Source organism: Sphingopyxis italica (assembly GCF_011926545.1).
Lineage (GTDB): Bacteria > Pseudomonadota > Alphaproteobacteria > Sphingomonadales > Sphingomonadaceae > Sphingopyxis > Sphingopyxis italica.
Map to the genome: position 1 here is coordinate 596,394 of NZ_JAATIT010000002.1, position 24,481 is coordinate 620,874.

A 24,481-nucleotide genomic window follows, 5' to 3' on the forward strand; every position below is an offset into this window, starting at 1 on the left:
GAACCCAACGGCAGATGATGATGCGTCAGATCACTTTTCTCGGAGCGGCGACGATCGCGCTCGCCGCGGCGATGCCTGCGGCGGCGCAGGACAATGGAATCGGTAAGCGCGTCGAGCGGCTCGAAAAGGAAATGCGGGCGGTCCAGCGCTCGGTCTTCCCGGGCGGCAATCCGACCTTCTTCGAAGGCGAGATCGCGCCCGACAATACGCCCGGCGAACGCTCGCGCGCCAATGCCCCGGTGATCGACCTGACCGCCCGCGTCGACGCGCTCGAATCGCAGCTGCAGACGCTGACGGGCCAGACCGAACAGAATGCGTATCACCTGCGCGAGCTCGAAAAGGCGTTTACCGCTTACAAGGCCGAAATGGACAAACGTTTCGCCGATCCGGCGGCGATCGATCCGGCGGCCACCGGCCCGACTGCAACCCCCGCGAGCCTCGCCCCCATTGTGAAGGCGCCCGCGACCGCCGCGGCCACGCCGACGAAAAAGCCGGCGGCGAAACCGGGCGCGCCCGATGCTGCGCGGCTCGCGCTCGTCAAAAAGGTCGAAGTGCCGTCAACCGGTAACGAAACGCAGGACGCCTATGACTATGGCTTCCGCTTGTGGGATGCCAAGCTGTATCCCGAGGCGCAGGCGCAGTTGAAGACCGTCGTCGCCAAATCGCCGAAAACCAGTCTGGCAAGCTTTGCGCAGAATCTGCTCGGCCGCGCCTACCTCGATGAAGGCAAGCCCAGCCTCGCCGCGGTCGCCTTTTACAATAATTACAAGGATCGCCCGAGCGGCCCGCGCGCGCCGCACAGCCTGATGTATATGGGCGTCGCGCTCGACAAGCTCGGGCGCAAGGCCGACGCCTGCAAGGCGTTCCGCGAACTCGACGAAGTCTATGGCGACAAGGCGCCGCAGGATGTCCGCACCGATGCTGCCGCCGCAAAAGCAAAAGCAGGCTGCTGATCGCGACCTCGCCGGCCGGCTGGCCGGCGGCATCGCGGCGCTTTTGGGCCCCGACTGGCACCGACTCCACTACGGCGTCGCGGTGTCGGGCGGCCCCGACAGCATGGCATTGCTGTGGCTGATGACCAGCCTGCTGCCCGGGCAGGTCTGGGCGGCGACGGTCGATCACGGCCTGCGCAAGGGATCGGACGACGAAGCGCGGATGGTCGGGGGCTTTTGCGCGCGCGAGCATATCGCGCATTCGACGCTGCGCCCTCCCACTCCGATCACGGGATCGCAGCAGGCGGCGGCGCGGACCGAACGCTATCGCCTGCTCGAACAGTGGCGCGAGGCGAACGCGCTCGACCATATCGTCACCGCGCATCACGCCGACGATCAGCTCGAAACGATCGTGATGCGGCTCAACCGGTCGAGCGGCGTCGGCGGCCTTGCCGCGATCCGCGCCAAAAATGGCCGGATTCTGCGCCCGTTGCTCGACTGGCGACGGAGCGATCTCGTCGAGGTCGCGCTCGACAACGATCTGCCCTTCGTCGATGACCCGTCCAACAGCGACGATCGCTTCGATCGCGCGCGGCTGCGCCATGCGCTGCGATCGCAGACCGCGCTCGATCCGGTCGCGGCGGCGCGGTCGGCGGCGTGGCTCGCCGAGGCCGACGAGGCGCTCGACTGGGCGGTCGAGCGGCTGATCGCGTCCTGGCCCGACGCCTCCGATATCGCGGTGATCCGCGACGAGGGCTATCCGCCCGAAATCTTCCGCCGCATCGTCGCGCAGCGCCTGCGCGCCAACGCGCCGCAGCTGGCCTTGCGCGGCGCCTCGCTCGATGGCGTGATCACCGCGATGCACCAGGGCCGCCGCGCGATGGTCGGCGCGCTGCTGATCGACGCCGTCCGCGGCCTCGAAGGGACGATCTGGCGCATTTCCGCGGCGCCGCGGCGGAAATCCCCTAAAAAGCCCTGATTGCCTCATTGTCATTTAATCCGATTATCCTATCTTGTGCGGATAGGAGCGCAGCACCGCGCCGTTGAGGACGAATCCGAATGCAGGACGACAAGGAACCGCAGGGCAATCCCTGGATGAAGAGCGTGATGATCTGGAGCGGCATTCTGCTCGCCATGCTCCTCGTCGCCTCGATGTTCGGCGGCGCCGCGCAGCCCGCGGGCAGCCCGCTCGCCTATTCGGAATTCCGCCAGAAGGTCGAGGAAGGCAGCGTCAAGGACGTCGTCCTGTCCGAAGACAAGGTGACCGGTACGCTCTCGAACGGCGACCGCTTCACCGCCAACGTCGTGCGCGATCCCGAACTGCTCAAGATGCTCAACGACAATGGCGTCAAATATGACGGAAAGGCGGCCGAAGTGCCGAACTTCTGGATGTATATGCTCATCCAGTCGCTCCCTTTCCTGCTGATCCTCGGTATCGCCTTCTTCGTCTTCCGCCAGGTGCAGAAGAACAATGGCTCGGGCGCGATGGGCTTTGGTAAATCGCGGGCAAAGATGCTCACCGAAAAGCAGGGCCGCGTGACCTTCGACGACGTCGCGGGCATCGACGAAGCGCGCGAGGAGCTTGAGGAAATTGTCGAATTCCTGAAAGACCCGACCAAATTTTCGAAGCTCGGCGGCCAGATTCCGAAGGGCGCTTTGCTCGTCGGCTCGCCCGGCACCGGCAAGACCCTGCTCGCCCGCGCGATCGCGGGTGAGGCGGGCGTCCCCTTCTTCACCATCTCGGGTTCGGACTTCGTCGAAATGTTCGTCGGCGTCGGCGCCAGCCGCGTCCGCGACATGTTCGAACAGGCGAAGCGCAACGCGCCGTGCATCGTCTTCATCGACGAAATCGACGCGGTCGGCCGCCATCGCGGCGCCGGCCTCGGCAACGGCAACGACGAGCGCGAGCAGACGCTCAACCAATTGCTCGTCGAGATGGACGGTTTCGAAGCGAACGAGGGCATCATCATCGTCGCCGCGACGAACCGCCCCGACGTGCTCGACCCCGCCCTCCTCCGCCCGGGCCGTTTCGACCGCCAGGTCGTCGTGCCGCGCCCCGACATCGAGGGCCGCCAGAAGATCCTCGAAGTCCACACGCGCAAGAAGCCGCTCGCGCCCGACGTCGACCTTCGCCGCGTCGCGCGCGGGACGCCGGGCTTCTCGGGCGCCGACCTCGCCAATCTTTGCAACGAAGCGGCGCTGCTCGCCGCAAAGAAGGGCAAGCGCCTGATCGCCAACGACGAGTTCGAAGAGGCGAAGGACAAGGTCATGATGGGCGCCGAACGCCGCTCGATGGTGATGACCGAGGACGAGAAGAAGGCGACCGCCTATCACGAGGCGGGCCACGCGCTCGTCTCGCTCCACGTCGAGCACAACGACCCGCTGCACAAGGTCACGATCATCCCGCGCGGCCGCGCGCTGGGCGTGACGTGGAACCTGCCCGAGCGCGACCGCTATTCGCAGAATATGAAGCAGATGAAGGCGCGCCTCGCGCTCTGCTTCGGCGGCCGCATCGCCGAACAGCTGATCTATGGCAACGATGAGCTCAACACCGGCGCCTCCAACGACATCCAGCAGGCGACCGACATGGCGCGCTCGATGGTCATGGAATATGGCATGTCCGAAAAGCTCGGCTGGCTGCGCTATCGCGACAATCAGGACGAGGTTTTCCTGGGCCACAGCGTGTCGCGCGCGCAGAATATGTCCGAAGAAACCGCCAAGCTGATCGACGCCGAAGTTCGCCGGCTCGTCGAGGAAGGCGAAAAGGTTGCGCGCAAGGTGCTCACCGACAATATCGACGAGCTCCACCTGCTCGCCGGTGCGCTGCTCGAATATGAAACGCTGTCGGGCGAAGAAGCGAAGCGCGCGATCAAGGGCGAAGACATCGGCCGCGAAGACGATGCGACGAAGCGCGGTATGCCTGTCTCGGGCCATGCCGGCGGCCTGCCGCAGATCAAGCGCAAGCCGCGCCCATTCGGCGACGCCAATCCTCAGGGGGCCTAGGCTTCGCGACCTGGCCCCCTTCAGGGACTATTCATTGCCGGAGGGCGATTTGCGGCGCATGATCAACGCGAAACATGCGCGCCTTTTCTCCGGCCTGCTCGCGATTCCCGTCCTCTGCGCCATGGCGCCCGGCGACATGAGCGTCGCGGCGTTTTTGGCGCGCGCGGCCTCGATCGAACGACTTGGTCCGCTTGCGCTCGCCACGCCGCAAGGCCATCAGCTCAAGGGCGAAGTCGTCGCGGCGGGTAAACGCTATAAGGCGCGGATCGACGCCGAACGCCGCGCCGGGCGCAGGACGACGAGTTGCCCGCCCGAATCGGGCAGCCTCACCCCCGATCAATGGTTGTCGCACCTGCGCAGCTATCCGGTTTCCGCGCAGCGGAAAGTCAGCATCTATTCGGCCTTCGACGCCCTGATGAAGAAACGCTATCCCTGCCCCACCTGATGCGCCAAAAGCGCGAAGGACCAAAGGAGATGCCCATGATTGGCAAGGTGGGGAATATCTTGGCCGCTGCGATGCTTCTGATCGTCAATGCCGGCTCGGCGGCGGCGCAGGGCACCGGCGCGCTGACAAGCAAGATTGAACTGGAGAAATCGACGCCGGCGACAGCCAGCCAACCGGCGCAAAAGACCTATGTCGATCCCGATGTCGTTGTTCCCGGCGACAGGGTTCGGGTCACCCTCACCTTCACCAACGATGGCGCCGCGCCCGCCTCGGGAGTCAATCTCGTCAATCCCATTCCCGAAGGCCTGGTTTACGACGATACGGCCGATACAGCAGGCTTCGGCGTCTCGATCGACGGTGGCAAGAATTTCGGTCCGCTCGCCGCACTCATTCCCCTCATCGTACCGGTCGAAGGGGGGGCCAGCCGCCCCGCCACCACCGCCGAGGTGACGCACGTCCGCTGGCTGTGGCCCGACGCGATCGCTCCCGGCGCGAGCCGATCGGTCGCTTTTTTCGGGCGCGTGCGGTAACCCCCGCGAATGACGATTTATTGCGACGAATCGGGCGGGCTCAACGCGGGCGCGATGACTTTCTCGGCGGTGATGCTGGCGCCCCAGGCCGCAACCGAAATCCATGAACGGTTCCGCGGCGTCACGGGACTTCGCGGCGAACTCAAGGGCAGCCGCATCAGCATCGTCGAGCGCGCCTATCTGCTCGAACTATTCGATCGCGCCGGGGGCCGGGCATGGGTCGCGGTCGCCAGCCGTGACAAGCTCGCCCAAAATCCGGGCGGCACGCTGCCGAGCGATCTCGCGCTTTATGCCGGACTGCTCAATCTTGCGATCGGGCGGTGGCTGCCCGAAACGGGCGGCGTGTGCACCGACGTCGTGATCGACGACGGGCGCTACGATCCCAAGATACTCGCGCACGTCCGCGAAGAGATACAGGAGGGGCTCGGCCAATGGGGCCGCGCTTCGCTCGCCGACAGCCGCCGCAGCGACGGCGTTCAGATCGCCGATGTGATAGCGAACAGCCTGTTCAACATCACGGTCGGTTCGCAGCGCGCGCATCGCATCCAGCGAATCCTAGACCCGATGCTCGCCTCCAAGGCAGTCCGCATCGCCGAACTCACCAAGCTTCCATAACAAAAGGGCCGCAGTTTCCTGCGGCCCTTTTGGCGATTCTGATGCAAGCGGCGCTTATTCGAAGTCGTTGCCGCCGCCCGCGGGGCTGCGCGGCGGCGCAGCGGCGGTCAGACGCAGGGCCTCCGCCGAACGGCTGATCGAGCTGATTTCGTCGGGCGTATCGTCATCGTCGATGACAACCTTCTGCATCGAACCGACGAGCGTTTCCTGCAGATCCTTGGGACGAATCGTCTGTTCGGCGATCTCGCGCAGCGCGACGACGGGATTCTTGTCGCGGTCGCGGTCAACGGTCAGTTCCGAGCCGCCAGAGATTTCGCGCGCGCGGTGGGCGGAGAGCAGAACCAGGTCGAAACGGTTGGAAATCTTGTCGACGCAATCCTCGACGGTAACGCGGGCCATGTTGTTTCCTTAATATCGGAGAGGCCAGCCTTTGGGGCTGGCGGCAAGCGCTGCGCGCTAGCAGCGCGGCCCGCCGATGTCAACCAAAGCGGTGCTCTTGCGGCCTTTGCCGCCGCCAGCCTATGAGCGGGTGATGACTGACGCCTGCCCCCCTGCCGACCTGCACAAGAGTTTGTCGGCGGATGTAGCAGGCCACCGCCTCGAACTGCTCTTCGACGGCGGCGAGAGGTTGGCGCGCCTCCTCGACCTCATCAAAGGCGCGGCGCACAGCATCGACTTGATCATGTATATTTTCGAGAGCGATACCGCGGGCCGGCGCATCCTCGACGCGTTGGTGACCGCCGCCAAACGCGGCGTCCGCGTGCGCGCGGTGATCGACAGCTTCGGATCGGGCGACACCCCCGACAGCCTGTTCAACCCGCTGCGCGAAGCGGGGGGGAGCGTCACCTTCTTCTCGCGCCGCTGGCGGTCGACCTATCTGATCCGCAACCATCAGAAACTGATCCTGATCGACGATTATATCGCGGTCACCGGCGGGTTCAACATCGCCGACGATTATCTGAGCCCGCCGCGCGGCGATTGCTGGTTCGACATCGGAATGGTCGTGACCGGCCCGACGGTCGTCCGCGCCGCGCAGTGGTTCGCCGAAATCCACGATTATACGGTCAACGAAGACGGCAAGGTGTTGACCCTGCGGCGGCTGATCCGCGAATGGCCGGTCGATGGCGAGGCCGTATCCTGGCTCGTCGGCGGGCCGACGCAGCGCCTCTCCCCTTGGGCGCGCGCGGTGCGCGCCGATCTGGATGACGCACGCCAGCTCGACATGGCGATGGCCTATTTCTCGCCGGGTCAGGGTATGCTGCGCCGGCTCGGCCGCGTCGCGCGGCGCGGCCGCGCGCGTTTCGTGATGGCCGGCAAGTCCGACAACCCGGCAACGATCGGCGCGTCGCGGCTGCTCTATGGCTATCTGCTGCGCAAGAGTGCCGAAGTCTGGGAATATCGGCCGTGCCGGCTGCACATGAAGCTGATCGTCATCGACGATGTCGTCTATATCGGATCGGCCAATTTCGACGTGCGCAGCTTGTTCGTGAACATCGAGGTGATGGTGCGGATCGCGGACGCGGGCTTTGCCGAAAAGATGCGTAACTTCCTCGCGTCGCTGCGGCCCGACTGCGAGATTATCACGCCGCAATCGCACAAGGCGCGCGGCAATTGGCTAACGCGGCTGCGCTGGACGCTTGCTTGGTTCGTCGTCGGCGTGGTCGACTATACGGTGTCGCGGAAACTCAACTTCGGGCTCGGCGACCTCGACCCGGAAATTTAATCTTTCCAGCCCCAGAAAAGGAAGCAGGGCGGGACGTTTACCCATTCGAACGCATTATCGATGCGATTGAAATGCGCCGCAAGGAAGTCGCGCGCGCGGGCCCGGAATTGATAGACGAGGAAAGCGCCGCCCGGACGCAGCACGCGGTGCGTCGCCGCGGCGATCGCCGGACCGATACCGGCGGGCAGCGTCGAGAACGGTAAGCCCGACAGGACATAATCGGCCTTTTCGAAGCCGTGCGCGCGGATGATCTCCTCGACATCGGCGGCCGAACCATGAACCGCGATGAAGCGGCTATCGCGGATATCCTTCCGAAGATATTCGATGAAATCCTCGTTGGTGTCGATCGCGATCAGCGTCGCGTCGCCAGCCATATGTTCGAGAACGGGGCGACAGAAAGTGCCGACCCCCGGACCATATTCGACGAACAGCTTCGTGTTTTTCCAGTCGACCGGACGCAGCATGTGGCGGATCAGCGTCGGCGACGACGGCACGATCGACCCCACCATGACCGGATGTTTGATAAAGCCGCGGACGAACATGCCCCACGGCCCGAAAAAGCGTTTGAGGCCCACCCGCAACCGGCGGACCAGCGGGGCTTTCGTTTCTTGGGCCTGCGCCCGCGGATTGGTCATGGTGGCTTTCGCGTTGTTGCGGTTGGCAATGGCGTGGCAAAATCGTGACGGTCGCGCAAGGAAAGAGTCTGTCTTGACTCTGGACAGACGGGCGCCCGCGTGTAGGGAGAAGGCGCGTTACGAACAGTGAAAAAGAGGGAGCGGACATGGCGACGGCATCGCATTCCATCCCTTCCGATCGCATGGCGGTGCTGTTCGCGGTGATGCTGGTCGCGGCGGCGGGCAATACCGCGATGCAGTCGATCCTTCCCGCCATCGGCGCCAAATTGCACATTCCCGACGTCTGGGTCAGTCTCGCTTTCAGCTGGTCGGCGCTGCTCTGGGTGCTCACCGCGCCGCATTGGGCGCGCCAGTCGGACAAGCGCGGGCGCAAGGCGCTGATGGCGCTCGGCGTCATCGGTTTCCTTTCGTCGATGGCGCTCTGCGGCTTCGTGCTGTGGGCAGGGCTCGAAGGCTGGCTGGCGGCGAGCATGACCTTCATCCTCTTCGCGCTGTTCCGCAGCCTGTATGGCGGGCTCGGCTCGGCCGCGCCGCCCGCGGTGCAGGCCTATGTCGCCGCGCGCACCGATCCCGAACAGCGGACGCAGGCGCTGTCGCTCGTATCATCCTCCTTCGGGCTCGGCACCGTCATCGGTCCCGCGATCGCGCCCTTCTTCATCCTGCCCATCGTCGGCCTCGCCGGGCCGCTGCTCGTCTTTGCGCTGATCGGCATCGGCGTGCTCATCGCACTGCGCTGGCGTCTGCCCAACGATGTCCCGCGCTTTGCGGCGCGCGGGGCGGTCGCCTCTTATCCCACGACCGCCGGATCGCCTCAGACCGCCGCCGAAGAGACCGAAGAACAGGCACCCGATCGGCCCGATATCGCGCCCGACGTCCTGCGCTGGGCTGACAAGCGCGTGCGGGTGTGGATGCTCGCCGGCTTCCTCGGCGGCCAAGCACAGGCGATGATGCTCGGGGTGATCGGCTTCCTGATCCTCGACCGTCTGCACCTCCGCCTACGCCCCGACGAGGGCGCCGCGATGACGGGAATCGTGCTGATGGCGGGCGCGTTCGCGACGCTGCTGTCGCAATGGGGGCTGATCCCCTTGCTCAAAATGTCGCCGCGAACCGCGGTGCTCTGCGGCGCGACGCTCGGCGGGCTCGGGGCGGTGCTGACCGGATTGTCGCATGATTTTCACGGCATCATCATCGGCTTTGCCCTCGCCTCGCTCGGCTTCGGGCTGTTTCGCCCGGGCTTCACCGCGGGCGCGTCGCTATCGGTGCCGCGCCGCGATCAGGGCAGCGTCGCGGGCATGACCGCCTCGATCAACGGGTCGGCCTATATCGTGTCGCCGGCCGTCGGCGTGCTGCTCTATAATTGGCATCCGATGGTCGCCTACGGCCTGATGGCGGGGTTTTGCGGCTGGCTGGTCCTATGGGGCTGGTCGGCGCTCAGACCCTCGGACTTGACCTGATCCAGCCCTCCCACGCCGCCGTCATCCCGGCGAAGGCCGGGATCTCGCCGGCGCGTTTGGATGCGAGATCGAGATCCCGGCCTTCGCCGGGATGACGCTTTCGTTCAGTCTTTCGGTTCCTCATGCTTGCGCTCGCGGATGGGCTTCAACATGCCCGGCGCGAAGAAGCCGATCGGATTGACGCTCATCGCGGCTTGCTTGATCTCGCCCTGAATCTTCTCATAATCCCTCTCCATCGCTTCAGTGACCGATGCGCGGGTATCCTTCAGCGCGGTTTCGAAATCTTCCATCGTCACCGTCTCGCTGCTCATCGAACGCTTGAGCGCGGAGAGGCCCGCGCGCCGCGTCAGATCTTCGAGGTCGGCGCCGGTGAAGCGATCGGACTTTTCGGCAAGGACGCCCAAATCGACATCATTCGCCAGCGGCATCTTCCCGGTCTGGATCTCGAGGATGCGCTTGCGTCCTTCGGTATTGGGTACTGAGACATAGATGAGCTCGTCGAGCCGTCCCGGGCGCAGCAGCGCCGGGTCGATCAGGTTCGGGCGGTTGGTCGCGCCGATGACGACCACCGACTGCATTTCCTCGATCCCGTCCATCTCGGCGAGGATCGTGTTGACGACGCGCTCGGTCACCTGCGGTTCGCCCGACGTGCCGCTGCCGCGCGCCGGCACCAGGCTGTCGAGTTCGTCGATGAAGATGATCGTCGGCGCGACGGCGCGCGCACGCTGGAACAGGCGCGCGATCTGCTGTTCGCTCTCGCCATACCATTTCGAAAGCAGGTCCGACGATTTGATCGAGATGAAATTGGCATCCGATTCGCGCGCCGCCGCCTTGGCCAGCAAGGTTTTGCCGGTTCCGGGCGGGCCATAGAGCAAAAAGCCCTTGGCCGGACGGATTCCGAGGCGCCGGAACGCCGCGGGATTCTTCAGCGGCAGTTCGATCCCTTCGATCAGCTTGTCGCGCGCCGCGTCGAGACCGCCAATGTCGCTCCAGCGCGTCTTCGGCGCCTGCACCATCACTTCGCGCATCGCCGAGGGCTGGACGCGTTTCAGCGCATTATTGAAATCCTCGCGCGTCACGCGCAATTCTTCAAGCACCTCGGGCGGGATCGTCCCTTCCTCGAGGTTAAGTTTGGGCATGATCCGCCGGACGGCTTCGATCGCGGCTTCGCGGGTCAGCGCCGCCATATCGGCACCGACGAAGCCGAAGGTCGTGCGCGAAAGCTCGTCCAGATCGACATTGTCGGCGAGCGGCATGCCGCGCGTGTGAATCCCCAAGATCTCGCGGCGGCCTTTCTCGTCGGGGACGCCGATCACGATCTCGCGGTCGAAACGGCCCGGGCGCCGCAGCGCCTCGTCGATCGCATCGGGGCGATTGGTCGCGGCGATGACCACCAGGTTCGTCCGCGGTTCGAGCCCATCCATCAGCGTCAGCAGCTGGGCGACGAGCCGCTTTTCCGCCTCGCCCTGCACCTGCCCCCGCTTCGGAGCGATCGAATCGATCTCGTCGATGAACAGGATCGACGGCGCGGCCTTGGCCGCAGCTTCGAAAATATCGCGCAGCCGCTTTTCGGATTCGCCATAGGCGCTGCCCATGATCTCAGGGCCGTTGATCAGGAAGAATTGCGCTTCGCTCTCATTGGCGACCGCGCGCGCGAGCCGCGTCTTGCCGGTTCCCGGCGGGCCGTGGAGCAGCACGCCGCGCGGCGGGTCGACGCCCAGACGGCGGAACAGCTCGGGATAGCGCAGCGGCAGCTCGACCATCTCGCGCAGCTGGTCGATCGTCTCGCCCAGCCCGCCGAGATCGTCATAGGTTACGTCGGTGCGGCGCGCATCCTGCGGCTCCTGATATTCGGGCAGCAGTTCGATTTCGGTATTTTCGTCGATGAAAACGACGCCCTTGGGGGTCGCGGACACGACGAGCAGGCGCACCTCGGCCAGCGCATAGGCCGGCGCGTTGAGCATCTGGCGGAGCTGCGGCGGCATATCGCCCGACGGCAGCCGCTGCTGCCCGGCAGTCGCGACCGTATCGCCCGCGACGAGCGGACGGCCGAAGAAGCTGCGTTTCAGCGCGTTGGCCGAACCCTGAAGCCGAAGATTTTCCTGCGCGGGCGCGAACACCACGCGGGCCGCGGGGCGCGTTTCGACGCGGCTCAGTACCACCATATCGCCCGCGCCTGCTCCGGCATTGGCGCGCTGCAAGCCATCGAGCCGGATGACCTCCAGCCCCTCATCCTCGGCATAGGGCGCGACGATACGCGACGCCGTTTGCCGTTTGCCGCTGATCTGGATGATATCGCCCTCGGTCACGCCAAGCTCGGCCATCGCCGAGCGCGGAATGCGGGCGATGCCGCCGCCGCTTTCCTCGGCGCGCGAATTCGCCACCTGCAGTTTCACCTGTTTTTCTTTTACCGCCGCTTCGGCCAAGACGCGTCTCCCTCAAAAAGGTCAGAATGCGAAACATAGGTTGTCGTTCCCGATTTGCGACCCCGCTTCTCGGTCAATCTATGACGCACTGCACAAAATTCTGGCGTGTCCGCTTCGCTCATGCCATCATCGCCAACCGATATGCCACGCCTTCCCCCCCTCAGCAGCATGGAAGCCTTTCTCGAGGTCGCCCGCCATGGCACGGTCAAGGCGGCTGCGATCGAGCTCGGCCTGTCGATGCCCGCGCTGTCGCGCCGCATCCAGACGCTCGAACATGCCGTGGGACGCCCGCTGTTCAACCGCCATCATCACGGGCTCAGCCTCACCGAGACGGGCCGCGCGCTCGACGCGCAACTGTCGCCGCTTCTCGATGAACTGCGCGCGGTGATCGGCCAAGCCGGCAGCCCCGACGCCTCGCTCCGCCTCCATCTCAACGTCCTGCCGCTGTTCGCACAGCAGCGGCTGTTCCCGCGCCTTCCCGAACTCAGGCGCCAGCATCCCGAACTGCACATCGACATCGACACCATGTCGCACGGCGAAGCGCGGCTGGGGGAAGGCATCGACGCTGCGATCGCGCTCGCCCGCTCGATCGATCCGATGCTTTATGCCGCACGGCTCGATCAGGACAAGGTGTTCCCGATCGCGTCGCGGACGCTGACCGATGGCGACCGCACGATAACCGTGCCCGAACAGATGCAGCGGATGACCGTATTGCTGCACAGGGAAATGCCCGAGACCTTTTCCGAATGGAAGAAAGCGATCGGCATGCCCTATCTGGAACCGGCCGGGATCGACTATTTCGATTCGGGGCCATTGATGCTGGAAGCCGCGGCGCAGGGCATCGGCGTGGCTTTCATGCACGGCCACCATTTCGACGACGCGCACGACCCGCGCCTCGTCCGCCTGTTCGATTTCGACGTCGACAGCCCCTACAGCTACTGGTTCGTCTGCCGTCCGCGCGCGCTGCGCCAGCCCGCGGTCAAGCTGTTCCACGACTGGTTGCTGGCCGCCAGAATCTGACGCAATAATCGTCTCGAATGTGGGAAATGGTGCTGCTGGACAGGATTGAACTGTCGACCTCGTCATTACCAATGACGCGCTCTACCACTGAGCTACAGCAGCAACCGGACCGCCCGCCAACGCATGTTCGCTGGGCAGGCGCGGCCTATGGCGGGGCGTCCCTCGCCTGTCAAGACGCGAGGCTTGACGATGCGGCGATTTCGCGGGCATGGCCGCGTTCGTGAGCAAGACGCCCTCCCCCGCCGATCTCGAGCGCGAACGCCGTCTGGCCGAAGCGCTGCGAGCCAATCTGCGCAAACGAAAGGCGCAGGCGCGCGACGCAAAGGCTGAAACGCCGCCTAAAGACTGACCGTCACGGTCACTTCGTCGCCCTCGGCAAGGCTTTCCGCCTTGCGCACCATGGCCTTGACCGGCAGCAGCCAGCCTCCGCTTTCCTTGTGCGGGAACACCGACGTCTTCCACCTCGTGTCGCCAATTTTCGCTTCGACGCGCGCCGAGCCGAATCCTTTTTGCCCGTCGATCCACTGGCCGGTCATCGCCGCCATGCGGATCCCGTCGGCTTCGTCGCCCGCGATCGTCACGAAGAACCAAGCCGCGGGCGCGGTAGCCGATTGCCAGCGCCACAAGGGCGTCGTGACGGTAAAACTTTCCACGCCGTTCCTAACCCATTCGTGTCGAGCGAAGTCGAGACACCCATCGTCGGTGCATGCCTTCGGGGCATCTCGACTTCGCTCGATGCAAACGGGTCTGCGTCACTTCGCTACCGCTCGCACCGGTACTGGAATGTTACAGATGTCGGCGCCACCGGCGGGCCGGATAAAGAAGGGATCGCGCCGGTTGGCGCGGGCATCGGCATAGCGCGCGAAACTGTCGCTTTCGGTCGACAGATATTCGAATTCGGGCTGTTCGGCCGCCGGCAATTCGTTCGCGATGCGGATCGAAGTGATGAGCGTGCGCTCGGCGTCCGCTTTATAGAAGCCAAGCGCCTCCGTCCCGCGCGGCAGGCTCGAAAGATGCTCGATCCCGCTAATGACGCGGCCGACGACGGCGATGTTGCGATCGAGATGGCGCGGTGCGTGCCCGATTACGGCATAGAGCTCGGCGCCGCTACCGGTATCGGGCGACATATTGCGGCCGACGCCGACAGTGCCGTAGCAATGGACGGGCCAGACATCATGTCCCTCCTTTGCACCAGCGACCGGCCACCCGCTCCAAAAACCGGCCAGCCCGCTGTAGGCGTCCGTCTTCACAGGCACGGAAAGCAACCTCTCGGTTCCGCCCGCACCGGCATGAACTCCGGCGGATGCGAAGCGGGACTCAACATACCGGCTTTCCGGCACCGCCGCCAATCCCTCCGGCAACGCCTTCTTCTCGGTCGCGTCCCCCCATTGCACGACATAATTGTCCTGCACGCGGTTGATGCTCGTCCCGTCCCACCAGTGCGCGGCGGCGAGCTTGCGGATATTGCCGATCCAACCCTGGCTGAACGGCGCGGGCATCAACTGGATGACGACGCGCCGCGGTCCTGAGCGTGTCGAAGGGCCCTTCGCATCTGGCGCGAGGTCCATCACCAACAGGTCGGATGGCGCGATGGCGATCCAGTCGCTCGCAGGGGCCGCTGCGGCAATTTCCCCCGGCGAAGAGATCGGCGCCGGCTCCGAAGCGATGGCGGGAAGGATGAGCGACGCGGCTGCGATTGCCGCAAGCAAAAGATGTTTCATACCCGATGTCTGCCACGCCCAATCGGCTTGCGAAAGCCCCGCCAAGCGATTAGGGCGCCCCTTCCAGTGCGAATTGGTTGGGCACCCGATTCACGCTTCGTGCTTCGCACGAAACGACCGGGGTGCATGCGGAGCGGTGGCCGAGTGGTCGAAGGCGCTCGCCTGGAAAGTGAGTATACGTCAAAAGCGTATCGAGGGTTCGAATCCCTCCCGCTCCGCCACCATATGTCCGCAGATGCCCTGCTGGAACGCTTGTCCCCCGCGCCGCTGCCTTTTCATGCCGACTATAATCTATGTTGCGAGAGAACAGCCACATCTGGGCTAATAGTCGCTTCACGGACACCGACCCAGCGACCCGGGGCGGTAGATGGGCATCCTCTTGCGTAGCCATATACAAGAGGACTGAAGGACTCTGCGGCGACGCAGAGTCCTTCTTGCACTTCCTTCACGGACCCCACCTCGCCTCCTCGATACGGGAAGCGGCATGACTGTGATTCGATCCCTGTCAGATCGCCGACGAAAGCGCGCCGTCGATCGGCCGGTCCCGACCGTCGAGGTCCGGCAAGAACAGCATCCGCGCCCTTTCGACCAGCATCGCCGGTTCGCCCAGATGTAGATAGGTCGCGTTGAACGACGCCAAGGCCGCCAGCTGCGCGAAATCCGGAATTTCGAGCCGCATGTTGCGAATCTCCACGGCACAGCGAAGGCGCAATTGCTGGACGACACGGTTCACATGCACCTGCGTCAGCCCCATCGCTTCCGCCATCTGCCCCTGAGTCAGCAGGAAGTCGCATGAACCTCCGCCGCCGGACGGGACGTCGCGCTGACGAACATAGATTTCGCAAAGGAGCTGGGCCACGCGCTCGAGCGCGTTTCGCTGCCCGATGTTGATCGTCCATTCACGCTGTACCGCCGCGCCGATGATCGCGGCCCAGCACAATGCCGGTGCCAAATTGGGGCATTGTTCGAAAAGCCGCTGCGCGTCCGGCCGGCTGATCTCCGCCACCGACAGGCGGCGCACCGCGGCAATCGAATGGTCGGTGCGCGCGACGGTAAAAAGATCAAGGTCGCACAGCTCGCCCGGCAGGACCAGGCCCAGGATTTGCCTGCGGCCGTCGGGCATCTGCTTATATTTCTGCGCCCAGCCCGCCAATATGATCCGAAGCGCCACGGGTCTTTCGCCTTCGCGGGCCAAGTCGGCACGTTTCATATAGTCGCGCGCGTTGCGCGCCAGGCTGGCTTCCCAAATCAACCGCTCGCGCGAGGTCAGCAGCCCGTTGACGATTTCACCCAGCCCCATGTGTCCCCCTTGGATTAGGGAGATCAGATGGGCGTTACGCGCCGCGCGGACATTCACCCATGTTAAGTTGCCGAAACACTGCTGATCGGGCGCGGGCCGGCCCTTTGGTTCATGTCGAATTACACGCGCGAGCAGGGCGGAATCCGCCGCGAGAAGCAGCTTCCGGAGTTCGTCGATTTAAGCGGGAAAAATTCCCAACGCCTGTCCAATGACAGCAGCAGGAGGGAATGGTGCACCCGGAGCGATTCGAACGCCCGACCCTCAGATTCGTAGTCTGATGCTCTATCCAGCTGAGCTACGGGTGCGTGGAGAGGCGCCTTTAAGGGGCCGTGCGCGGGGGCGCAACCCCCTATTTCAGCTTTGTGACCCATTGGCGGGATGATCGTCGGCGGATGGCGTCCGGCGCGTCGATTTTCGCGAAGTTTCTCGATGAGCGGCCCGGCTGGCGCGACCCCGCGTTCGTGCTCTGCGCACGGTCGCGGGCGCTGCCCGCCCTCGCACTCGACCATGATTCGAAAGCGCAGGCCGCGTCGCCTACGCTTTCACCGTCATCGCCACCGCGCCCGCGAGGGGCGTTATTTCGCTTTCAGTGCCGCCTGCGCTGCCGCCAGACGCGCGATGGGCACGCGGTAGGGAGAGGCGCTGACATAATCGAGACCGGTCTTTTCGCAGAAATGGATGCTCGGCGCGTCGCCGCCATGCTCGCCGCAGATGCCGAGCTTGACGTTGGGGCGCGTCTTGCGTCCGCGTTCTGCCGCCAGATCGATCAGTTGCCCGACGCCTTCGACGTCGAGGCTGACGAACGGGTCGGTCAGGAAGATGCCCTTGTCGACATATTGCGTCAGGAAGCGGCCCGCGTCGTCGCGGCTGATGCCGATCGTCGTCTGAGTGAGGTCGTTGGTGCCGAAGCTGAAGAATTCGGCACTCTCGGCGATCTCACCCGCCATCAGCGCGGCGCGCGGCAGTTCGATCATCGTGCCGACGAGATAGGCGATCTCGCGGCCCTTTTCGGCGAACACCGCCTCGGCCTGCGCATCGACGACCGCCTTCATCAGGTCGAACTCGCGGCGCGTCGCCACCAGGGGAATCATCACCTCGGGGATCGGCGCGGCGCCGGTCTCGGCAGCGACGTCGCACGCCGCCTCGAAGATCGCGCGCGCCTGCATCTCGTAGATTTCGGGATAGGTCACGCCAAGGCGGCAACCGCGATGGCCGAGCATCGGGTTGAATTCGTGCAGTTCGTTCGCACGCGCCTTCAGCGCCTCGACACCCACGCCCGCCGCCGCGGCGACATCGGCGAAATCCTCCTCGCGCGTCGGCAGGAATTCGTGGAGCGGCGGATCGAGCAGGCGGATCGTGACCGGCAGGCCCGCCATCACCCCGAAGATCGCGGCGAAGTCACCGCGCTGTTCGGGGAGCAGCTTCGCGAGCGCGACGCGCCGGCCGACTTCGCTGTCGGCAAGGATCATCTCGCGTACGGCAGTGATGCGCGCCGCGTCGAAGAACATATGCTCGGTGCGGCACAGCCCGATGCCCTCGGCACCGAAATCGCGCGCGACCTGGGCGTCCTGCGGCGTTTCGGCGTTGGCGCGGACCTTCATGCGGCGCACCTTGTCGGCCCAGCCCATCAACACGCCGAAATCGCCGACCAGTTCGGGGAGCAAGGTCGGGACTTCGCCCGCCATTACTTCGCCGGTCGAACCGTCGAGGGTGAGGATGTCTCCTTCGCGCAGTTCACGTCCGCCCACGCGCAGAACGCGCGCATTACCGTCGATCGACAGCCCGCCGGCACCCGAGACGCAGGGGCGACCCATGCCGCGGGCAACGACCGCCGCGTGGCTCGTCATCCCGCCGCGCGCGGTCAAAATGCCCTTGGCGGCGTGCATGCCGTGAATGTCTTCGGGGCTGGTTTCGACGCGAACGAGGATCACCGCCTCGCCCATGCCCGCGGCCTTCTCGGCGCTGTCGGCGTCGAACATGATCTTGCCCGATGCGGCGCCGGGGCTCGCGGGGAGCCCCTTGGTCAGGACGTCGCGCGGTGCCTTCGGGTCGAGCGTCGGGTGGAGCAACTGGTCGAGCGCGCCCGGATCGACGCGGCCAACGGCCTCCTCTTCCGAAATCAGCCCCTCAGCCGCCATATCGACCGCGATCTTGAGCGCGGCCTTGGCGGTGCGCTTACCGCTGCGCGTCTGCAGCATCCACAGCGTCCCGCGTTCGACGGTGAACTCGATATCCTGCATGTCGCGATAATGCGTCTCGAGCGTGTCGAAGACGCGGCCGAGCTCGCCGAAGGTCTCGGGCATCGCCTCTTCCATCGACGCCGGCTTGGCGCCCGCCTTCTCGCGCGCAATTTTCGTGAGATATTGCGGCGTGCGGATGCCCGCGACGACGTCCTCGCCCTGCGCGTTGATCAGCCACTCGCCGTACCAGGCGCGCTCGCCCGTCGCCGGGTCGCGGGTGAAGGCGACGCCGGTTGCCGACGTGTCGCCCATATTGCCGAACACCATTGCCTGAATATTGACCGCGGTGCCCCATTCTGCGGGGATCGAGTTCAGCCGGCGATAGACTTTGGCGCGGTCGCTTTCCCAGCTCGCGAAAACGGCGCCGACCGCGCCCCACAGCTGGTCGTTCGGTTCCTGCGGGAACGGCGCGCCGGTCTCGCGCTCGACGATCGCCTGATATTCCTTGACCAGCGCCTGCCAGTCTTCAGCAGACATCTCTGTGTCGAGATAGAAACCTCTGTCTTCTTTAGCGATTTCCAGCGCTTCCTCGAACTCGGCATGGTCGAGGCCCATGACGACGTCGGCGTACATCTGGACGAAGCGGCGATAGCTGTCCCACGCGAAACGCGGGTCGCCCGAAGCTTCGGACAAGCCCACGACGGTGCGGTCGTTGAGCCCGAGATTGAGGACGGTGTCCATCATCCCCGGCATCGACACGCGCGCGCCCGAACGGACCGAGACGAGCAGCGGGTCGGCGGGGTCGCCGAATGTTTTGCCGGTGATACCCTCGATATGCGCGATGCCCGCGGCGACATCATCGACCAGTCCGGCCGGAAACTGCTCGCCGTTGGTATAATAAGCGGTGCAGACGTCGGTGGTGACCGTAAAGCCCGGGGGCACCGGCAGGCCGATCGAGGCCATTTCGGCGAGGTTCGACCCCTTGCCGCCCAGCAATTCCTTCGAGCGTTCGGCGGTGGTCGCGTCGCCGCCGAACAAATGCACCATCTTCGTCATCATAAGCTCCTGCTGCCCCGGGGAGGAGGTTGCGGGGGGAATAGGGTCGCCGCCCTTCGCGGTCGACTCAGTTTTGCTTTTAGCGGTGTCAGGCTGGCCTGCCTCCATGGCGGGCCTGCCAATGGTCGAAGATCGCCTCCCCCGCGCTGCCGCCGAAGGTCAGGATCGGCACGTCGCGGCGAAAGGCGAGCGACCAGGCCTTGACCCACAGCGTCTTGCGCGGCTCGATCGCCGCGATCTGGTCCCAACCGATGTGCAGGGGCGGATGAAACAGGCGAAAGAAGACGGGCGGGCGAAGATAGATGCCGCGCTGATCGATCCAGACATTGATCGCATTCCGGTAGCTGACACCACCGGGAAAGCGGCCGATCACCATCGTCGCCCATGAAAAGCGGCGCGCATCGGCGGGGATCGGGCGGTCCCATGCAAAGGCGGGCAGATATTTCGACCATCCCACCCACGACAGGATGCGCGTGACGAGCAGCCACATGGCGACGAAGAACAGCGGAAAGCCGATCGCGAAAATCCAGATGAGGTGGCTGTTGTCCATGACGCTTCACCTTCCTTCGATGACCGGGAGAGCCCTAACCCTCTATCTTCGAGAAATCGGCGACGCTGTGCACCGCATCACGGAACCGCGCCAGCAGCCCGAGCCGCCAGGCGCGGACCGCTTCATCGGGGTCGTTGACCATCACGCCGTCGAAAAAGGCGTCGATCGGCGCGCGGAGCGACGCGAGCGCGGCCATCGCGTCGGTGAAGCGTTCGTCGGCGACGGCGGCGGCGGCCGCGGGTTCAGCGGTGTCGAGCGCGGCGAGCAGGGCCGCCTCGGCGGGGTCCATTTCTCCCCTCCCGCTTGCGGGAGGGGTCGGGGGAGGGCCTGTTTCGTCGGAAGCGCCATCGGACATGCCCTCCCCTAGCCCCTCCCGCAAGCGGGAGGGGGACGTCTCGCCCGCCTGCTTCAGGATATTCGCCGCGCGCTTGTAGCCCGCGAGGAGGTTTGTGCCGTCGTCGGTCGCCATGAACGCCTGCAGCGCCTTCACGCGGGCGAGCAAGCGGACGAGATCATCCTCGCCGCCGAGCGCAAACACCGCGTCGATGAGGTCGTGACGGACGCCAGCTTCGCGCTGTTGGACCTTGAGGCGGTCGGCGAAGAAGGATGCCAGCTTCTTTTCGGTGTGGCCTTCCCAAACAACCCCGAACTTATCGAGATCATCTTCAACAGCCTTCAGCAACACCTGTTCCAAGCGGAAACGCAGGCCGTTCCGTAAAATGGTAGCAATCACGCCCAAGGCCGCGCGCCGCAAAGCAAATGGGTCTTTCGATCCGGTCGGAGCTTCATCGATCAGCACGAAGAATTGGGTAAAGACGTCGAGCTTATCCGCCAGCGCCACAGCCACCGTCACCGGCGCAGTCGGGACGTCATCGCCCTGCCCGACCGGCTTGTAATGATCGCGGATCGCGTCGGCGACCGCATCGGGCAGACCTTCGGCGCGGGCGTAATAGCCGCCCATCAGGCCCTGCAATTCGGGGAACTCGCCAACCATTTCGGTAACGAGGTCGGCCTTGGCGAGTTCAGCCGCTTGCCGCGCGAGCGCTGGGTCGCAATTCGGGACGACGCCTTCGCTCGCCAGCCATTCGGCGAGCTTCGCGACGCGTTTGACCTTGTCGGCGACGGTGCCGAGCTTTTCGTGGAAGGTGATGTTCGCGAGCTTCTCGGCGTGCTGCGCGAGCGTCTTTTTCTGATCCTGTTCCCAGAAGAAGCGCGCGTCGGACAGGCGCGCGGCGAGAACCTTGCGGTTGCCCGCGACGATCTCCGCCCCGCCGTCGACCGCGTCGATGTTCGCGGTGCAGACGAAGCCGTTGGCGAGCTTGCCGTCCGCATCGTTCACGACGAAATATTTCTGGTTCACCCGCGCGGTCAGCTGGATGACCTCGGGCGGCACTTCCAAAAACGCTTCGTCGAACCGGCCGAGCAAGGGCACCGGCCATTCGGTGAGCCCGGCATTCTCGATCACCAGCCCCTCGTCCTCGACCAGCGTCAGCCCGGCGTCGGCCGCGGCCTTGGCGGCGCCGTCGCGGATGATCGACTGGCGCTCCTCATGGTCGACGATGACGTGGCAGGCGCGCAGCTTTTCGGCATAGTCGGCGGCCGATCCGATCGTGATCTCGCCCGGGCAGTGGAAGCGGTGACCGCGCGTCGCGAAACCGGCGGAAATCCCGCTAACTTCACACGCAACAAGGTCTTCGCCGAAGATGGCGACGATGCCCGACAGCGGACGCACCCAGCGAAGGCTTTCGCTGCTCGCGCTCGCCTTGCCCCAGCGCATCGACTTGGGCCAGGCAAAGCCGCGGACGATCGCGGGGATCGCCTCGGCAAGCACCTCTGCGGTCGCGCGGCCCGGCTTGTCGATGACGGCGAACCAGACGCCGTCGCGGTCTTCGAGTTGGTCCTGCGTCAGCCCCGTCTTGCGAAGGAAACCTTCGAGCGCCTGCGGCGGCGCACTGCTGCGCGGTCCTTTGAGCTCCTCGCTGACCGCGGCGGTCGCTTCGGGAAGACCCTTGGCGATCAGCGCAAGGCGGCGCGGCGTCGACCATATGGTGAGCTCGCCCGTTTCGAGGCCCGCTGCGGCGAGCTGCGCGCGGAACAGTTTTTCGAGTTCGGCGCGCGCCCCCGCCTGCATCCGCGCCGGGATTTCCTCGCTGCGCAGTTCGAGAAGAAAGTCGGTCACAGCGCATCCCTCAATAAATAGGGACAGTCCCTATTTAATCGCAAACTGACGGCGCGGCACGCAGCGCGCGCGAAAATTAAATAGGGACTGTCCCTATTTATTGAGCCCACGGTCACAGCACCCACCCCGGATAGTTTTCGGCCCAGCGTTCGGACTGGCTGTCGATCCACGCCTTGCAGCTGCCCTTTGCGAGGTCGCGGACGCGCGCCATATAATTGGCGCGTTCCTGTACGCTGATCACGCCGCGCGCTTGCAGCAGGTTGAAGAGGTGGCTCGCCTCGATCGCCTGGTCATAGGCCGCGAGCGGAACGCCAGCGTCGATCGCGCGATTGCATTCGGCCTCGGCCGCCTTGAAGCCTGCGAACAAGGTCTCGGTGTCAGCGACCTCGAAATTCCATTTCGAGAACTGCTTTTCATTCTCGAGGAACACGTCGCCATAGCTGACCGCCGCGACATCGTCGACCGCGTCGGAAAAGCGCAGGTCGTACACATTGTCGACGTTCTGGATATACATAGCGAGGCGTTCGAGCCCGTAGGTAAGCTCGCCCGCGACGGGCTTGCAGTCGAAGCCGCCCATTTGCTGGAAGTAAGTGAACTGGGTGACTTCCATCCCGTCGCACCATACTTCCCAGCCGAGCCCCCACGCGCCGAGCGTCGGCGATTCCCAGTCGTCCTCGACGAAGCGGATGTCGTGGAGGAGCGGGTCGATGCCGATCGCGGCGAGCGATCCTAGATATTGCTCCTGCAGGTCGGCGGGCGACGGCTTCAATATCACCTGATATTGGTAATAATGCTGGAGCCGGTTCGGGTTCTCGCCATAGCGGCCGTCGGTCGGCCGGCGGCTTGGCTGGACATAGGCGACATTCCACGGCTCGGGACCGAGGCTGCGCAGCGTCGTCGCGGGATGAAAGGTCCCCGCCCCCACGCGCATGTCATAAGGCTGCAAGATCGCGCAGCCGCGCGCGCTCCAGTAATTGTGCAGCGTCAGGATCATGCCCTGAAAGCTGAGTGGTGTCTTGTCCGCCCCGTCGGCCACGGCCGCAATCCCTTCGCAGGTGCAAAAATCGCCGCCGCATTGGCCCAGCGGCGGCGCATGGTCAAGGCTCCCCGCCGCTCGCCACGGCGCGAAAAAATCCGCTTTAGTCAGGTCTTCAGAACTTTTTGTAAGGTTTTATTGACATAGTCAGCGAATCGCGACATATAGTCATGGAAACGTGACATTAAGGCAGGTTGAGTTGACCACAACCTGCTGATCCAAGGAGAATGACATGATGACCCGCACGCTGATCCTCGCCCTCTCGCTTGCCGCCAGCGCAATTCCCGCCGCGGCCGCCGAGAGCGAAAACGCCACGGCCGAAATCCGCATCGACGATCTCGACCTGACCCGCGCGACCGATCGCGAACGACTGGATACCCGCCTGAAAAGCGCCGCGCGCAGCGTCTGCCGCACCAATCTTCGCCGCGCGGGCGAAGGTAGCCGCCAAGCGGCGTGCCTCACCGCCGCGCTCGCGCAGGCCGAACCGCAAGCGGCGCGGGCTATTGCGGCGGCGCAAGACGGCAGCCGGCTCGCGCTATTGATGATCCGCACCCCGCGGTAACGACAGGATCCTACGGCTTCGCTCTGCCGTGCCTCCCCGGTGACGGCTGCGACTTGGGCTGGAGCGCCCCGGGACGGGCGCTCCAGTTCCTTGATCCCGGGCAAGGCCGATCGGAAACTGTCGCCATCAACGCGACCTGCCGCAAGGACAGAATAAATATTCCCCTTCCCGAACATATTGATGCGCTATGGGAAGATGATGACCCTTCGGACGGACATGCTGGCGAGGCGCCGATGAACAACAAGCTGAAAGTGCTGCGCGCGATGCGGAACTGGAGCCAAGCGGAACTCGCCGACCGGCTCGACGTCTCGCGGCAGGCGGTGAATGCGATCGAAACGGGGAAATACGACCCGTCGTTGCCGCTCGCCTTCAAGCTCGCGCGGCTGTTTGCAATGCCGATCGAGGAGATTTTCGATGACGGTTACAAGGGAGGCGACGATGCCGGTTGAGAATACGAAACCTCATAACCTGCCGGCGATGATCGTCTGGCCGATCATCATCGTACTGACCGCCGCGGGCGTGCTCGGCGGCTTCGCTGGCTATAATCAGGCTATGGTCGATGATGGCGGCACCCCGCTTCCCGCCTGGGCCGGTCCGCTCGCCGCGCTGGGTTTCGGCGCGGTCGCGCTGGCCGTCTATGCGCGCCGCTATCGATCGGCATGGCAAAGCCTGCCGCCTCGCCGGCGGCACTATTGGCTGGCGCTCGGCCTTTGCGCGACGATCGGCGGCATCGTCGGCGGCTGGCTCGTCGCCGATCAGCCGATCGATCGGGGGTTCGCCGAAATGCTCGCCAGCGGGACGCTGAGCCCCGGTTTCGCCGTCGGCGCGTCGCTGCTGTGGATCGGCGGGCTCGCCGTCGGCATGGTCCTTTACCACCGCGCGATCGACGACCATGAAGAGCGCGCGTGGCTGTGGGCGTGCGTCGCGGGCTGGTATGCCTTCATCTTTCCCGCTCCCGCCTGGTGGGCGCTCCACCGCGCCGGCATGGCGCCGCCGGTCGACGCGATGCTGCTTTTCTTGCTGTCGCTGATCGCGAACGCCATCGTCTGGATGTGGCTGAAATTCCGCTGACCGACGATCGCCCTTTCCTCCTTCCCTTTTCCCTTCCTCCGGC

23 protein-coding genes and 3 tRNA genes are annotated in these 24,481 nt (G+C 64.9%); 14 read left to right on the forward strand and 12 right to left on the reverse strand.

The annotated features are described in order from the left end of the window. Positions 1 to 14 precede the first annotated feature (14 nt). The 6 genes from GGR90_RS10540 (at position 15) to GGR90_RS10565 (ending at position 5,525) form a co-directional block, all read left to right on the forward strand. Positions 15 to 953 (forward strand): hypothetical protein, encoded by a 939-nt coding sequence (locus GGR90_RS10540; protein ID WP_167921549.1) that lies wholly within the window; start codon positions 15 to 17, stop codon positions 951 to 953. After that, positions 907 to 1,911, forward strand: coding sequence for a tRNA lysidine(34) synthetase TilS (gene tilS / locus GGR90_RS10545; protein ID WP_167921386.1), 1,005 nt, complete (start codon positions 907 to 909; stop codon positions 1,909 to 1,911). The genes GGR90_RS10540 and tilS overlap by 47 nt, the downstream gene beginning before the upstream one ends. A gap of 80 nt (positions 1,912 to 1,991) precedes the next feature. After that, positions 1,992 to 3,935 (forward strand): ATP-dependent zinc metalloprotease FtsH, encoded by a 1,944-nt coding sequence (gene ftsH / locus GGR90_RS10550; RefSeq protein WP_167921387.1) that lies wholly within the window; start codon positions 1,992 to 1,994, stop codon positions 3,933 to 3,935. A 58-nt stretch (positions 3,936 to 3,993) separates the two neighbouring features. Beyond that, entirely contained in the window at positions 3,994 to 4,380 is a 387-nt protein-coding gene (locus GGR90_RS10555; RefSeq protein WP_167921388.1) for a hypothetical protein, read from the forward strand. A 35-nt stretch (positions 4,381 to 4,415) separates the two neighbouring features. Beyond that, positions 4,416 to 4,910, forward strand: coding sequence for a DUF11 domain-containing protein (locus tag GGR90_RS10560; RefSeq protein WP_167921389.1), 495 nt, complete (start codon positions 4,416 to 4,418; stop codon positions 4,908 to 4,910). Positions 4,911 to 4,919: 9 nt separating this feature from the next. Further along, positions 4,920 to 5,525: a DUF3800 domain-containing protein gene (locus GGR90_RS10565; RefSeq protein ID WP_167921390.1), complete on the forward strand. Its 606-nt coding sequence runs from the start codon at positions 4,920 to 4,922 to the stop codon at positions 5,523 to 5,525. Between the two features lie 54 nt (positions 5,526 to 5,579). Here GGR90_RS10565 and rpoZ read toward each other — a convergent pair whose 3' ends face one another. Beyond that, a complete protein-coding gene (rpoZ, locus tag GGR90_RS10570) occupies positions 5,580 to 5,924 on the reverse strand; it encodes a DNA-directed RNA polymerase subunit omega (RefSeq protein WP_167921391.1) in 345 nt (114 codons plus the stop codon). A 133-nt stretch (positions 5,925 to 6,057) separates the two neighbouring features. On the opposite strand from rpoZ, the gene GGR90_RS10575 reads away from it, so the two are divergent. Beyond that, on the forward strand, positions 6,058 to 7,248 hold the full coding sequence (locus tag GGR90_RS10575) for a phospholipase D-like domain-containing protein (protein ID WP_167921392.1): 1,191 nt from the start codon (positions 6,058 to 6,060) through the stop codon (positions 7,246 to 7,248). Here GGR90_RS10575 and GGR90_RS10580 read toward each other — a convergent pair. Next, positions 7,245 to 7,883 carry a class I SAM-dependent methyltransferase gene (locus GGR90_RS10580; protein WP_167921393.1) on the reverse strand — a complete coding sequence of 213 codons (639 nt, stop codon included), beginning with the start codon at positions 7,881 to 7,883 and terminating at the stop codon, positions 7,245 to 7,247. The genes GGR90_RS10575 and GGR90_RS10580 overlap by 4 nt on opposite strands. A gap of 146 nt (positions 7,884 to 8,029) precedes the next feature. On the opposite strand from GGR90_RS10580, the gene GGR90_RS10585 reads away from it, so the two are divergent. Further along, entirely contained in the window at positions 8,030 to 9,337 is a 1,308-nt protein-coding gene (locus GGR90_RS10585) for an MFS transporter (protein ID WP_167921394.1), read from the forward strand. Between the two features lie 104 nt (positions 9,338 to 9,441). Here the strand turns inward: GGR90_RS10585 and GGR90_RS10590 are convergent, their stop codons facing one another. Beyond that, a complete protein-coding gene (locus GGR90_RS10590) occupies positions 9,442 to 11,763 on the reverse strand; it encodes a CDC48 family AAA ATPase (RefSeq protein ID WP_209023676.1) in 2,322 nt (773 codons plus the stop codon). Between the two features lie 141 nt (positions 11,764 to 11,904). On the opposite strand from GGR90_RS10590, the gene GGR90_RS10595 reads away from it, so the two are divergent. Beyond that, entirely contained in the window at positions 11,905 to 12,783 is an 879-nt protein-coding gene (locus GGR90_RS10595; protein WP_167921395.1) for a LysR substrate-binding domain-containing protein, read from the forward strand. Between the two features lie 27 nt (positions 12,784 to 12,810). Here GGR90_RS10595 and GGR90_RS10600 read toward each other — a convergent pair. After that, a tRNA-Thr gene (locus tag GGR90_RS10600) sits at positions 12,811 to 12,885 on the reverse strand. A 106-nt stretch (positions 12,886 to 12,991) separates the two neighbouring features. Between GGR90_RS10600 and GGR90_RS10605 the strand changes: the two genes are divergently transcribed. Next, positions 12,992 to 13,132, forward strand: a complete 141-nt coding sequence (locus tag GGR90_RS10605) for a hypothetical protein (protein WP_167921396.1) — start codon at positions 12,992 to 12,994, stop codon at positions 13,130 to 13,132. On the opposite strand, the gene GGR90_RS10610 is transcribed toward GGR90_RS10605, so the two are convergent. Both GGR90_RS10610 and GGR90_RS10615 read right to left on the reverse strand, forming a co-directional pair. Further along, the gene (locus GGR90_RS10610) at positions 13,122 to 13,436 is read right to left on the reverse strand and encodes a DUF1905 domain-containing protein (protein WP_167921397.1); all 315 of its coding nucleotides are present in this window, start codon (positions 13,434 to 13,436) and stop codon (positions 13,122 to 13,124) included. The two genes, GGR90_RS10605 and GGR90_RS10610, sit on opposite strands and share 11 nt — an antisense overlap. 99 nt (positions 13,437 to 13,535) lie before the next feature. Beyond that, a complete protein-coding gene (locus GGR90_RS10615; protein WP_167921398.1) occupies positions 13,536 to 14,504 on the reverse strand; it encodes a peptidylprolyl isomerase in 969 nt (322 codons plus the stop codon). A gap of 130 nt (positions 14,505 to 14,634) precedes the next feature. Here GGR90_RS10615 and GGR90_RS10620 point away from each other — a divergent pair. Beyond that, positions 14,635 to 14,725, forward strand: a tRNA-Ser gene (locus GGR90_RS10620). A 284-nt stretch (positions 14,726 to 15,009) separates the two neighbouring features. Here the strand turns inward: GGR90_RS10620 and GGR90_RS10625 are convergent. From GGR90_RS10625 to GGR90_RS10650, 6 genes are all read right to left on the reverse strand, one after another. Further along, on the reverse strand, positions 15,010 to 15,804 hold the full coding sequence (locus GGR90_RS10625; RefSeq protein WP_167921399.1) for a helix-turn-helix domain-containing protein: 795 nt from the start codon (positions 15,802 to 15,804) through the stop codon (positions 15,010 to 15,012). Positions 15,805 to 16,032: 228 nt separating this feature from the next. Next, positions 16,033 to 16,109: transfer RNA gene (locus GGR90_RS10630), tRNA-Arg, on the reverse strand. A 270-nt stretch (positions 16,110 to 16,379) separates the two neighbouring features. Beyond that, the gene (gene ppdK / locus GGR90_RS10635; RefSeq protein ID WP_167921400.1) at positions 16,380 to 19,040 is read right to left on the reverse strand and encodes a pyruvate, phosphate dikinase; all 2,661 of its coding nucleotides are present in this window, start codon (positions 19,038 to 19,040) and stop codon (positions 16,380 to 16,382) included. An 88-nt stretch (positions 19,041 to 19,128) separates the two neighbouring features. Then, entirely contained in the window at positions 19,129 to 19,590 is a 462-nt protein-coding gene (locus GGR90_RS10640) for a hypothetical protein (RefSeq protein WP_167921401.1), read from the reverse strand. Positions 19,591 to 19,624: 34 nt separating this feature from the next. Continuing rightward, complete coding sequence (gene glyS / locus GGR90_RS10645) at positions 19,625 to 21,769, reverse strand: glycine--tRNA ligase subunit beta (protein ID WP_167921402.1); 2,145 nt, start codon at positions 21,767 to 21,769, stop codon at positions 19,625 to 19,627. Positions 21,770 to 21,881: 112 nt separating this feature from the next. Continuing rightward, positions 21,882 to 22,763, reverse strand: a complete 882-nt coding sequence (locus GGR90_RS10650; RefSeq protein WP_167921551.1) for a glycine--tRNA ligase subunit alpha — start codon at positions 22,761 to 22,763, stop codon at positions 21,882 to 21,884. A 274-nt stretch (positions 22,764 to 23,037) separates the two neighbouring features. Between GGR90_RS10650 and GGR90_RS10655 the strand changes: the two genes are divergently transcribed. The 3 genes from GGR90_RS10655 (at position 23,038) to GGR90_RS10665 (ending at position 24,438) form a co-directional block, all read left to right on the forward strand. After that, complete coding sequence (locus tag GGR90_RS10655) at positions 23,038 to 23,367, forward strand: UrcA family protein (RefSeq protein WP_167921403.1); 330 nt, start codon at positions 23,038 to 23,040, stop codon at positions 23,365 to 23,367. Positions 23,368 to 23,600: 233 nt separating this feature from the next. After that, positions 23,601 to 23,816 carry a helix-turn-helix transcriptional regulator gene (locus tag GGR90_RS10660; RefSeq protein ID WP_167921404.1) on the forward strand — a complete coding sequence of 72 codons (216 nt, stop codon included), beginning with the start codon at positions 23,601 to 23,603 and terminating at the stop codon, positions 23,814 to 23,816. Continuing rightward, positions 23,806 to 24,438, forward strand: coding sequence for a hypothetical protein (locus GGR90_RS10665; RefSeq protein ID WP_167921405.1), 633 nt, complete (start codon positions 23,806 to 23,808; stop codon positions 24,436 to 24,438). The genes GGR90_RS10660 and GGR90_RS10665 overlap by 11 nt, the downstream gene beginning before the upstream one ends. Positions 24,439 to 24,481 lie beyond the last annotated feature (43 nt).